The sequence below is a fragment of the Shewanella sp. genome, from assembly GCF_047975355.1.
Classification (GTDB): domain Bacteria; phylum Pseudomonadota; class Gammaproteobacteria; order Enterobacterales; family Shewanellaceae; genus Shewanella.
Genome location: NZ_JBKEDJ010000017.1, coordinates 72047 through 84632 on the forward strand (window position 1 = coordinate 72047; position 12586 = coordinate 84632).

Here is a 12586-nt window from a genome sequence, read left to right on the forward strand (position 1 = left end):
GCTATTCGCTGCTAGTAGTGCTTTACCATAAAAAATCCCCAGTCATTGCTGGGGATTTTTATTTATCGCTATTGCTATGAACAGCAATCGCTGCGGCGTAACCAACTGCGAGGGATCTTCTCAAACACCACTTTTGCCATCAGCAACGCGAGTACTATGCCTGAGGTTGCCACTAACCATTCGGGCAACATTTGGTGCTGCTCACCAATCTGCGGCATCACCTCAAAACCAAAGGTGGCAACCAGATAGTTCACCAAAGCGCCAGCCGCGAGGGCAACACCTAACACACCGCCAAGGTAGCCATAGAGTGCACGCTTCCCCAGCTCCTTAGTCACTACGCCTAAGGTGGCGATATTGGTCGCAGGACCTGCCATCATAAACACCAGCACGGCACCGGGAGAAACACCCGCGAGTAACAATCCCGCAGCAATCGGCGTCGATGCTGTTGCGCAGATATACATAGGCACAGATACAAGTACCATCACCAGCATGGCCAGCAATCCATCGCCCCACTTGGCTAAAAAGTCCTCTGGAACATAGGTTTGCACTAAAGCTGCGAAGAATAAGCCCACCAGCAACCACAGCGTGGTATCACGCACCAGATCCGTCGCCGCATATTTAAGCCCAATGCCGACCCGCGCAATCACTGACTCAGACTTCAGCTCAGTCGCCATATCCTGAGTAGATGCGCAGCAGCTTTCGCCTTCAGCTTGATGAACATCAACCGCCTTCGAGCTAGTGCTGCTACAGCAAGCTCCCTTCTTCACTACTACAATTTTTTCAGGCGTCGCGGTTTGAGTGCCACAACATGAACCAGTATTTTCAACCTTAACCGCACTGACTTTAGCCGCATTAACCATACCGACAGAACCCATGATTGGGCCGCCAGCCGCCATTAAACTTGGTGCTGCCATAGGCGTCATTTTGATTTTCGGCTCGGTTGAAGGCGTTTGAGTTTTATCACCACAACAGGATGATTTCACAGGTGTAATTGCAGACGTTTTAGTCGATGAACAGCAGCTTTTTACCGCTTCGGCTTTTACCACAGTCGCTTTCGCCGAAGATTTAGAAGCGCAGCAAGAGGCTACTGGCGTCTCACTGGCTAACGCCTTACCTGACTGAACCTCAGTTTTAGCCGCAGGTTTGCCATCATCATCACGTCCCACTAAAAGGCCCGCGACAATAGCGCTAGTGATCGCCGCAATCGGCCGCACTATCGCCATAAAAGGGCCGAGTAAGACATAGGAAACGGTTACAGAGTCGACCCCAGTCTCAGGGGTTGAAACCAAAAAGGAGGTGGTTGCCGCTTTCGATGCCCCAGAGCGGCGCAGCCCCACGGCCGCGGGGATCACACCACAGGAACACAGCGGTAGCGGCGCGCCCAATAACGCCGCCTTAACCACGGTTTTAAAACCATGTCCGCCGAGCTGTTTTTGCATCCACGCCATAGGCACAAACACTTTAAGTAAGCCCGCCAGAATCAAGCCGAGCAATAGCCAAGGGGCGGAATCTAAAAACAGATCAATAAAATTCTTCAATAACATAATTAATTCCCTGACTTATCTAGGGTTGTGGTGCAATCTGCGGCGCCATGGTCATGCTCAACGCGTACTCGTTCGGTACTCGACTCTAGCGCCTCTAAAATCGAGCAATGTTCGGCGCTACGCGGCCCGCCGCAGCAGGCATCCGACAGACTCTGTAAGCTGGTTTGAAAATGCAATAACTCGGCAATTTTGGCTTGCACCTGCGCCAGCTTAAGATCGACCATGCCCTTAACATCGGCACAGGCCCAGTTGGATTTGTCGAGGTCGATAGACAACAACTCACTGATTTCACTTAAGGTAAAACCCACCGCCTTCGCCCGCAGAATAAAACGCAGCCGCGCCGCGTCGGCATCGGTATAGACCCGATAGCCAGAGTCGGTACGGCTCGAAGGCGAAAGCAGGCCATGTTTCTCATAGAATCTGAGGGTGTCGGCCTTAACCTCGCATAAATCGGCTAACTCACCAATTCGGTACATAGTTAATCCTTTGCAGCATCACTCGAATCACCTCAAGCAACACTGACAATCAATATGATGGAGCGAGTATAAACCTTAGAGCCTACTCTAAGGTCAAGGGCTATTTTGAAATTTACACTTCACCCTAAAGTCATTCCACTTTGTTCTGATATCAATATTGTGAAATCGCGCAGAAAAAACACCCGTAAATCCAGTTTTACGGTAGAATACGCGCGCCTGACGCTGGGACAAAAAATATAAGTAGGACCAAGGGGCTTTTGGAAAGCAGAACCGATTGAAGGTGTTCTGTTTTCCGAAAGATCCTTGAAACTAAAATAACTGGACCCTGTACCCAAATGACTGTTGCAAATAATGCCAGACCCATTCGTCGCGCGCTGTTAAGCGTTTCAGATAAAACCGGAATTCTCGAATTCGCCAAAGCATTACACGCCCAAGGCGTTGAACTGCTGTCAACGGGCGGCACCGCTCGCTTGTTAGCGGATAACGGCGTGCCTGTTATCGAAGTATCTGACTATACAGGACACCCTGAGATCATGGATGGTCGCGTTAAGACCCTGCACCCTAAAGTGCATGGTGGCATTTTGGCGCGTCGCGGTCTTGATGAAAATGTCATGGCTGCCAACAACATCAATGCAATCGATCTGGTTGCGGTTAACCTCTACCCCTTTGCCGATACCGTCGCTAAAGCCGGTTGCACCTTAGAAGATGCGATTGAAAACATCGACATCGGTGGTCCAACTATGGTGCGCGCTGCGGCGAAAAACCATAAAGACGTGACTATCGTGGTAAATGCGGCCGACTATAACCGCGTATTAGCCGAAATGGCCGCCAACAATGGCAGCACGACTCACGCAACCCGTTTCGATTTAGCGATTGCCGCCTTCGAACACACTGCCGGTTACGATGGTATGATCGCTAACTACTTCGGCACTATGGTTCCTGCACACAGCACTGACGAGTGCTTCGAAGACTCAAAGTTCACACGCACCTTCAACACCCAATTAGTGAAGAAGCAAGATCTGCGTTACGGCGAAAACAGCCATCAAACCGCAGCCTTCTATGTCGACACTAAGATCGATGAAGCTTCAGTCGCGACTGCGATACAACTGCAAGGTAAGGCACTGTCTTACAACAATATCGCCGATACCGATGCAGCCCTAGAGTGCGTAAAAGAGTTCAGCGAGCCAGCTTGCGTTATCGTTAAACACGCTAACCCATGTGGTGTCGCTTTAGGTAAAGATCTGCTCGATGCCTATAACCGTGCCTACCAAACTGACCCAACTTCAGCCTTCGGCGGCATTATCGCCTTTAACGGTGAGTTAGATGCAGCTACCGCTAGCGCTATCGTTGAGCGTCAATTCGTTGAAGTGATTATTGCGCCAGTTGTGAGCCAAGGCGCACGCGATGTGGTGGCCAAGAAAACCAACGTGCGTCTGTTAGAGTGTGGTCAATGGGATACTAAGACCAAGACCTTAGACTACAAGCGCGTGAACGGTGGTCTGCTGGTGCAAGACCGCGACCAAGGCATGGTTGGTTTAGATGACATTAAAGTCGTGACTAAACGTCAACCGACCGAGAGTGAGCTGAAGGACTTAATGTTCTGCTGGAAAGTAGCTAAGTTCGTTAAATCTAACGCGATTGTTTACGCTAAAGACGGTATGACAATCGGTGTCGGCGCCGGCCAAATGAGCCGCGTCTACAGCGCTAAGATTGCGGGTATCAAGGCCGCCGATGAAGGCTTAGAAGTGGTTAACTCTGTGATGGCGTCCGATGCCTTCTTCCCATTCCGCGACGGTATCGATGCCGCAGCGGCGGCGGGCATCAGCTGCATCATCCAGCCTGGTGGCTCAATGCGCGATGCTGAAATCATCGCCGCAGCCGACGAGCACGGCATGGCCATGGTGATGACTGGCATGCGCCACTTCCGTCACTAATGCCGCCTACAGCCAGCACGCCATGTGCTGGCTGTTTCGTTTATCGCACTCTGTAGCGCTAAGAATCTAACCACAAGAATTTAAAACTCAAAGGGATGACTTAACATGAAAGTATTAGTTATTGGTGGCGGCGGCCGCGAACATGCCCTAGCTTGGAAAGCGGCACAATCACCTCAGGTCGAACTGGTTTATGTTGCACCGGGTAACGCGGGCACGGCTCTCGAGCCAAAGCTTGAAAACTTAAATATCAGTGCAACTGACATTCCTGCCCTGCTCGATTTTGCTCAAACCAATCAGATCGAACTCACCATCGTTGGCCCAGAAGCGCCGCTGGTATTAGGTGTGGTCGACGCCTTTAACGCTGCGGGTCTGCCCATTTTTGGCCCAACCAAAGCGGCTGCACAGTTAGAAGGTTCTAAGGCCTTCACTAAGGACTTTTTGGCACGCCACAATATCCCAACCGCGGGTTATAAAAACTGTACCGAAATCCAAGACGCTAAAGCCTTCGTGCGTGAACTGACAGGCAAGACGGGTTACCCAGTCGTAATCAAGGCCGATGGTTTAGCCGCAGGTAAAGGCGTGATCATCGCCCAAGACCAAGCCGAAGCGGATGCCGCCATCGAAGATATGCTCGCAGGCAACAAGTTTGGTGATGCCGGTTCTCGTGTGGTTATCGAAGAATTCTTAAAAGGCGAAGAAGCCAGCTTTATCGTCATGGTCGATGGTAAAAATATCCTCGCCATGGCAACCAGCCAAGACCATAAAGCCCGTGATAACGCCGACCACGGTCCAAACACTGGCGGCATGGGCGCTTACTCACCAGCACCTGTGGTCACCCAAAGCGTACACGATTGGACAATCGCTAACGTTATCCGCCCAACGGTGGATGGCATGGCCGCCGAAGGCAATGTGTACACAGGCTTCCTGTATGCGGGTCTGATGATTGCACCAGACGGCAGCGCCAAAGTACTGGAATACAACTGCCGCTTTGGCGATCCAGAAACCCAACCTATTATGATGCGCTTAAAATCTGATCTGGTTGAGCTGTGTTTAGCCGCCACCCGTGGCGAGCTGGATAAAGTCACCGCAGAGTACGATGCTCGCGCCGCAGTCGGTGTTGTATTAGCCGCCGGCGGTTACCCAGACGACTACCGCAAGGGCGATGTGATCCAAGGTTTAAGCCTAGGTAATCACGATGCCAAAGTCTTCCACGCAGGCACTGAGATGAAAGACGGTCATGTAGTTACTAACGGCGGCCGCGTACTATGCGCCACAGCCCTAGGACACACTGTGACCGAAGCACAAAAAGCTGCTTATCTGCTGGTTGATGAAATCCACTGGGATGACGTGTATTTCCGCACCGATATCGGCTATCGCGCCATTGCCCGCGAACAACAGGGCTAAGCTTTAATTCATTTAAAAAAACCGGCTATGCGCCGGTTTTTTTATGCCTTAAATTTGACGAACGTCAATTTTAAGTTAATGATTCATATCAATTTTAAGCAATTAAAACCTACTTCCACCCGCATTATTCCTATACAATGCTACGCAAATGTTAACTACCTACAAATGCTAAGGACTCTCCATGGAGATTAGACTCATTTCTGCCGCCATCGCCTTGATACTCGCGGGCTGTGGCGGAGGCTCAGAGGACTCGGGTAGCACAACCCCTCCGCCGGAGCCGCCAGTCCAACCTCCTGCGGTGACTCAATATACGGCGAGTACCAGTTCAGTCTTAGGCGGCAAGCTCATCCCTAGCAGCCAAAAGGTCGATGCGGGTAAAAGTGCCAGCTTTAGCGTTCAAGCCGAAAACGGTTTCGTGCTGGATAGCATTAGCGGCTGTGGCGGCGCGCTGACCGAACAGACCTACACTACTGCGACGATAAGCGCCGATTGCACAATTACCCCAAGCTTTATCAGCAATGCTGAAAATGCTATTCGCCATCAAGACCATACCCTTGCCAGCGCTAACGAACTGATTGATTTCAGCACTGCTAAACTTGCCAAAGTGGACGCAGCCCGCAAAGCGCAAATCACCGAACTCTATCAAGGTGTGGGTAACAGCATCAGTTGGCATCCGACCCACGATTCCATCACCTTTTCGAGCTTTATGCCGGAAAACACTTTTACCTTACTGCCATCCAATGTTGATGGCAGCGGCGCCAGCGCCATACGCGGCTTAGTGATGGCGGGTGAACAACAAGGCCAGCGTTATGCAGCCATGGGTGGTAACCTGTTTGCGGTTAATAATTCGGATCAGAGTGATAAGCTGCTGAAAAACCTCATTGGATGGCTGACCAAAGGCGGCGATCAGCAGAATGGCCTGAGCATAGTCACGGCACAGATGCCAAGTCGCGCCGATAGTTGGTATTTTCCCCATAACGAAGGGATCCGCACTTGGCTAAGCAAGTACTACCCCGACGCCCACAGCATCAACGACGCCAATAGCTGTGATTACAGCGCCCTTGCCAGCTGTATCGATACCTTAAAACCCGATTTAATCGTTATCAGCGATATTGACCGCGATAACCTAGGTTACGCGGGCATTCAAACGGCCATCACTAAAGCCAAGGCAGCGGGAATTCCGCTGCTAGTTTCAAACTACTGGCGTAATCAAAGCCCTATGCTCTCGCCACTCTATCTTGAGATGGGGCTCTCTACCGCGGGAAACTATTGGTCCAAACTCAATGCCGATAATCTGAGTGTGAGCACTATTCTGGCGGAAGATAAGGCGCTGACAGAAGTTGAAAAACTACTTGCCAATCTGCGGGAACAACGCTTCGACACGCAAGTACTCAATGACTGCAGCGGCAACTATTTAAGCTGTAATAGCAGCGCCTTTGTCGAGGCCTTCAAGGCGGGCGCGGATTGGTATCGCAGCAATGCCGAAACCTTAGATAACAATGATATAGATGCTTTTAACAGCCATAATTTTAGCTTGATGAAAGCGGGGTTACTGCTCGCCGACAAGTATCGCAGTGAAATCGATTACCCTATCGCCTACACTGAATCCGCCCAGTGGCAGCAAGCCCTGTTTGCCGATTGGACAGTCAGCTACGCACGTGCTCACAACCTCGCCCAGTCGGACTTAGGTGAGTATGTCACCGACAGAGCCAATCTGAGCAAGGGCAGCAATGCCCATTACGCCTACCCTGCCACAGTGTCGGAACGTAAGAGCATCACAGTGCCTTACTCTGGCCAGTGGACAACCACGGGCTGGTACGCCTTACCCGGACAGACCATCACCCTCACCCGCTTAGATAACACAAATGCGAATGTCGAAATTAAGTTGAATTATCATAGACGTAATACTAACCGCGCCTATGAACAAAAGGTTTATCGCGCGCCATTGGAACTCGCCCAGCAGCGTCTCAAGCTCGCCAAAGGGCAAAGCATTGAGTTTTCAACCCCCTATGGCGGCCCCATTTACCTCTATATCAGTGGTGGCGAAGGAGCGCTCAGTGTCGATGTGCAAGCCAAGAATGTGGCTAAGCACCCCAGCATTATGGATTTTTCCAATCCAGCGGAAATCACGGCCTTCAATGACAAGATCCAAAATACTGAGTTGCCCCATGTGGATCTTCGTACCGATGGCGCCGAGCAACATTTGCGCCGCGACCGTTTTATGAACGCGATTGGCGGCAAGATCCCGGATGTCAATACGCTGCTTAAGAGCATTGTCGAGGATCATATCAACAGTGTGTATACCCTCGCAGGGCTGAAAATCCAAGGTAAGAGCTTAAGTGAGTCACTTCCCACGGATGTGCTTGCAAGCTGTCAGGCAATGTTTGGCGCCGATTGCACCGATGCCAGTCTGCATACCCGCAGCATCATCCAACACGCTAACTATGACCAAAACGCCCACTGCGGCTCAGGTTGTAGTGGTAATCCCTGGGATGCGGCTTGGAATATTTCGCCCACTGGTTGGGGAGATAACCACGAACTCGGCCACAATCTGCAAACCAACCGTCTAAACGTGCAATATGCCACTGCTGCCAATCGAGACAATTGGACAGGCTATGGCAGCCGCGCGGGGGAAAACTCCAACAATATCTTCCCCTATGTGGTGCTATGGAAGACCCATTATCTGCGTGACGGCAACACAAGCAGCATCACCGATGGTCATATGAATCACAAAGATCTCTTCTATGTGTTTATGTCCGATGCCGCTGGCACTACGGATACCAGTGGCAAACGCGTGGTCTTCGGGGGCAACTGCAAAGTGCTCGATGCGGGCGAAGACAGATACACCGCCCCTTGGGCCAGCAATGCCTACGCGGTACACAACGGCTATCGCATGGCGTTTTACATCCAAATGGCGCTAAAAGCCCATGGCATGACACTCAGCGACGGCACTAGCTTAAGCAATGGCTTCAATATCTTCACCCTGCTATACCAACACAGCCGCATCTTTGGTAAATATGCCAATAATGCCAGCAACTGGGAGGCTAACCGCAGCAAGCTCGGCTTTGAACTGTTCCCGTACGAGGGCCATGGCGTTTATGGCGGCAAAACGGTGAGGGATATTCCGGGCAATGACTTTATGCTGGTTTCTTTAAGTAAACTCACCGGCAAAGATTGGCGCAGCCATTTTGATATGTTGGGCCTACGTTACTCTAGCCTCGCCGCGGCGCAAGTGACGGCAAACGCCAGCCAAGGTGTGGTGCCTATGGGCATGTATGAGCTCGAAACCGACCTGCCACCCGCCAATATGAGCCAAGGACTGAATTTTATTCCTATGTCACTTAGTGATGGCACGCCCCTATGGAAGGGCTCCAGCTCGCCGACACAATGTGCTAAGCCTTAAAACATGAGTACTAATGCTTAATTCCTAAATCTTTGGAATTAAGCTCCCAAAAAAGGCTAATGATTAATGCCCCGATGCAATCGCCTTGCGGGCAATTTTATCGATTAAGCCCGGTGCAATCAGCTTTAGCCAACGCCCGAGTCTGCCGCGTAAAGAAGTAATCAGCAGTCGACCTCGGGTCGCTATTACGGGGAGCATCATGTTCGCGCATTGCTCGGCGGTGATAATTTTTGCTTCCTGCATTGGAGACTTACCGAGAGGCTTGCCCTCACCGTCGAGGGCACGTTTATGAATTTGTGAAACGACAAAGTCGGGGCAAATCACTGTCACGGCCACGTTATCATCCGCGAGTTCAATCCGTAGCGAATCAAAAAAGCCGATAACAGCATGTTTCGAGGCGGCATAGCCACTGCGCGTCGGCACGCCCGTTAGCCCTGCTACAGAGGCCACCACCACAACTTGGCCTTCGCTCGACTTTAAATAGGGCAAGGCGGCGTGAGTTAAATACGCAGGACCTAAATAGTTGACTCGCATGATATCTTCGAGCACAGACAACTGGTTTAACTCATCGAAACGTGACCACATGGTCATACCCGCATTATTCACTAAAATATCGAGATGACCATAATGGGCAATAGTGGCTTGGATTAATGCTTCACATTGGGAGGCGCTACTGACATCGGCGGCAAATACAAAGGGAGTTGGGCCATAGTTTGCGATTTCAAGGGCAAGGGATGCCAAACGAGTTTCATTGCGGGCACTCAGTACCAGTTGGCAACCGACCCGCGCCATGGCAATGGCTAACGCGCGGCCAATGCCTTCCGAAGCCCCCGTTATAATCACCACTTTACCCGTCAGTCCATCCATAACTATTCCCTTGTTACCAATGTGTTAATTATGCTTCAAGGTAAATTGGCATAATCATCTTAAAAGCGCAATCCCTTATGCGCGTTGTGCTTGTGGCACTGCAAATGGTTCGCAATAACTGGTCAAAGGTTGCGGTCGTCCTATCGCATAGCCTTGAGCGTAGTTAATACCAATAACTTGTAATCTATCGATAATCTCTTGGTTTTCCACAAACTCGGCAACGGTCTCAATCCCCATTACTCGGCACACGTCTTGAATGGATTTAACAATGGCATAATCCTTGGCATTGACCGCGAGGTTCTTCACGAAGCAGCCGTCAATTTTGACATAGTCCACCGGCAGTTCACGCAGATAACCGTAGGACGCAAAGCCACTGCCAAAATCATCCAATGCGAAGGAAAACCCGAGTTTACGCAGCTGCCTTAACATTTCCATGCCGCGCTGGCGGTTTTGAATCGCCGTAGTTTCGGTAATTTCAAAGCAGACACATTGGCTCGGAATATCGAAAATATGTTGCTGCTGGGCTATGTATTCCACCATGCCTTCGGCGCCTAAGCTATTGCCAGAAAGGTTGATTGAAATACAGTGATCAGGCCACAGCTGCGGATTTAACGACAGCCATAAAAAGGCTTTACGTATCACTTCTTTATCGATTTCTGGCATCAGCTTAAAGCGCTCGGCAGCGGCAATAAACTGCGCTGGGGCTAAAATACGGCCACAGGGTTCTTGGATCCTGAGCAGGATTTCCATCCGATGCCGTTTGGAGCTTGCCCCTAAACCTCGAATGGGTTGGTAATAGAGCAGCAGTTCGTTTTCCTCAATGGCTTGAGCGATACGCACCGCCCATTTAGGGGCGTTGCGCTGATAAGTCAGCTCTTTATCTTTATCATCGTAAAAATGGATTTGGTTTGTGCCCTTGGCTTTGGCGGCGATACAGGCAATATCCGCATCCTTGAGTAGCTCTAAAGCATTGATATAAGGCGCTCGACCAAAGGCGACACCGATACTTAAACCGACTTTATAGTTGCAGTTTTTATCGTGCAGCACTTGCAGCGAAACCTGCGTAATAATCTGCTTTAACTGCTGCGCCACGGCCAAGGCTGTACTATCGCAAATGACCAAGCCAAATTCATCTCCACCTAAGCGGGCTAATAATGCCTGCGGCCCAAGGCAAGATTGAATCGCCCGCGCCACCATTGCCAACATGCGATCGCCCGCAGTATGACCACAGCTGTCGTTAATTAGCTTAAACTGCTCTAAATCCAGATAACATACAGCAAGGCGCTTAGCCTGACTGGCGAACTGCGGTAACTGCTCTTCAAAGGCTTGCCGATTAAGCAAGCCGGTAATGCCATCGAAGTTAGCGCGCTTGTGTAGCTGACGTTTCAGCAGTTCTTCTTGGGTAATATCTCGCAGCACCACCACAGTGCCGGTAATCTCTTTATCATGGTTCCACACGTTACTAATGCTGCGCTCGATAATCCGTGGTGTTGCGGTTAATAACTTAATTTTAGCGACTTGAGGCGTGGCTTCACCTAGGCGCATGCACTGGAATACCGCTTGATTTAATTGCTCACCCGCTTTTAATAACGATGCAAGGCTCTGACCAACGGCGTAACAGCTGGCAACATCGAGTAAGGATTCGGCCTTGGGATTCATGTAGATCACCTTGGCATCGATATCGGTTAGGATCACCGCCTCGGCAATTGATTCCAGAGTGGTTTTACCGCGTTCTTTCTGATGATATATGCGAGCAAGCAAGCTGTTGACGCGGCTGGCCAACACTTCTAACTCGGCGTTGCCTTCGCCGCTCACAGGCCGATACACGCTGGCCATAGGATCGACCAATGCCAACTGTTGCATCATGCTCTGAAACGGCTTTAGCAGGCCGGTTCTTAGCCAAATGTAACCAAGTGCCACAATCAAGACACCGAGTAAAATAATACCGACTGAAATCCAATCGAGGTCGAAGTTTACCTCCCGCAAGGGGTCAGCAGAAAACTGCACCTGCAGATATATTGGCGCGTTATTCAATAAACTCGGGATTGGCACAAAGCTGAGGTAATCTTTGGCATCCGTGGTGTTGCTGCGGCTCATCTGCACCTGAGTGACTAATGGTGCTTGGGCATATTCCAATAAATCCTGCGCCGATAACTGGCGCACCAGCAGCACGTATTCTTCAGGCGCAACGGCAACCGCGGTGACAACTAACCCTGCATCTCCTGCAAGATACGCCCCTGCAATTTTCAGTTTACTGGCGGCGAGCACCGCATCGGCAATCTCTTTTTGTGTCGATAATGCAAGGCTGGAGGTATTGGCGAGGACACTTTGCAACTGCCCACCTTGCAGAATAAACCAATGTAGATTGGCGGACATGGCACTCTCAAGCCATGATGACTCTATCGATTGCAGCAATTCGCCATCGACTCGAGACAGCGGGGAGGCATAGATCTGGGTGAGAAAACTTAAACGGTCAATATCGGTGAGGAACTGCTGTTGAACATTTGTGAGTTCATGCTGGATATTATCCTGCCGTAGCAACTCGACCCTATGGTCGAACCAATAGCCAAGGCAATAGCACACAAGCACAACTGCTGGTAAACAGAATCCTGCAATAAATACCAATATTTTGTTGCCAATGTGCATCTCATACCACGGCTTTCGTAATTGAATAGATTAACGGCTTTACATAGTCCCTTATAGCGCTATGAAACATATCTCATTTGCAAATAGTATTAAATATCACTTTGCTTTATCCGTTGCTAAAATAAGCAATAGCATGCATTTAATTGTGTTAAACGCCTTTGATTTAGCGCAGCTATTCGATAAATAATTTTTTAAAAGTTAGATGTTAATCAATATCCTATGTTCTAAATCTGCTTGTTAATACTTAGCGACGCGGCTGATTGAACGTTGAGCATAGTTTATTGCGCTGGGTCCACTTTACATTTACCGCGT

7 protein-coding genes are annotated in these 12586 nt (G+C 50.2%); 3 read left to right on the forward strand and 4 right to left on the reverse strand.

The window, feature by feature from the left end; all coding sequences use genetic code 11:
• Positions 1–74: 74 nt before the first annotated feature.
• On the reverse strand, positions 75–1544 hold the full coding sequence (locus ACK5NH_RS06810; protein ID WP_416918603.1) for a permease: 1470 nt from the start codon (positions 1542–1544) through the stop codon (positions 75–77).
• Positions 1545–1546: 2 nt separating this feature from the next.
• Positions 1547–2020: a Zn(2+)-responsive transcriptional regulator gene (zntR, locus tag ACK5NH_RS06815; RefSeq protein WP_220054528.1), complete on the reverse strand. Its 474-nt coding sequence runs from the start codon at positions 2018–2020 to the stop codon at positions 1547–1549.
• A gap of 335 nt (positions 2021–2355) precedes the next feature.
• On the opposite strand from zntR, the gene purH reads away from it, so the two are divergent.
• The 3 genes from purH (at position 2356) to ACK5NH_RS06830 (ending at position 8761) form a co-directional block, all read left to right on the forward strand.
• Positions 2356–3954, forward strand: a complete 1599-nt coding sequence (purH, locus tag ACK5NH_RS06820) for a bifunctional phosphoribosylaminoimidazolecarboxamide formyltransferase/IMP cyclohydrolase (RefSeq protein ID WP_416918606.1) — start codon at positions 2356–2358, stop codon at positions 3952–3954.
• A 105-nt stretch (positions 3955–4059) separates the two neighbouring features.
• Positions 4060–5358, forward strand: coding sequence for a phosphoribosylamine--glycine ligase (gene purD, locus ACK5NH_RS06825; RefSeq protein ID WP_249553398.1), 1299 nt, complete (start codon positions 4060–4062; stop codon positions 5356–5358).
• A gap of 181 nt (positions 5359–5539) precedes the next feature.
• On the forward strand, positions 5540–8761 hold the full coding sequence (locus ACK5NH_RS06830) for an ImpA family metalloprotease (protein WP_416918608.1): 3222 nt from the start codon (positions 5540–5542) through the stop codon (positions 8759–8761).
• A gap of 63 nt (positions 8762–8824) precedes the next feature.
• Here ACK5NH_RS06830 and ACK5NH_RS06835 read toward each other — a convergent pair whose 3' ends face one another.
• Both ACK5NH_RS06835 and ACK5NH_RS06840 read right to left on the reverse strand, forming a co-directional pair.
• Positions 8825–9628, reverse strand: a complete 804-nt coding sequence (locus ACK5NH_RS06835) for an SDR family oxidoreductase (RefSeq protein ID WP_416918610.1) — start codon at positions 9626–9628, stop codon at positions 8825–8827.
• Between the two features lie 75 nt (positions 9629–9703).
• Positions 9704–12274 (reverse strand): putative bifunctional diguanylate cyclase/phosphodiesterase, encoded by a 2571-nt coding sequence (locus ACK5NH_RS06840; protein ID WP_416918612.1) that lies wholly within the window; start codon positions 12272–12274, stop codon positions 9704–9706.
• Positions 12275–12586: the final 312 nt, after the last annotated feature.

Excerpts from the sequence above, each read along its gene's own strand:
- purD (WP_249553398.1), top strand. The coding sequence starts at position 4,060 with ATGAAAGTATTAGTTATTGGTGGCGGCGGCCGCGAACATGCCCTAGCT.
- ACK5NH_RS06810 (WP_416918603.1), bottom strand. The coding sequence starts at position 1,544 with ATGTTATTGAAGAATTTTATTGATCTGTTTTTAGATTCCGCCCCTTGG.
- ACK5NH_RS06830 (WP_416918608.1), top strand. The coding sequence starts at position 5,540 with ATGGAGATTAGACTCATTTCTGCCGCCATCGCCTTGATACTCGCGGGC.
- purH (WP_416918606.1), top strand. The coding sequence starts at position 2,356 with ATGACTGTTGCAAATAATGCCAGACCCATTCGTCGCGCGCTGTTAAGC.
- zntR (WP_220054528.1), bottom strand. The coding sequence starts at position 2,020 with ATGTACCGAATTGGTGAGTTAGCCGATTTATGCGAGGTTAAGGCCGAC.
- ACK5NH_RS06835 (WP_416918610.1), bottom strand. The coding sequence starts at position 9,628 with ATGGATGGACTGACGGGTAAAGTGGTGATTATAACGGGGGCTTCGGAA.
- ACK5NH_RS06840 (WP_416918612.1), bottom strand. The coding sequence starts at position 12,274 with ATGCACATTGGCAACAAAATATTGGTATTTATTGCAGGATTCTGTTTA.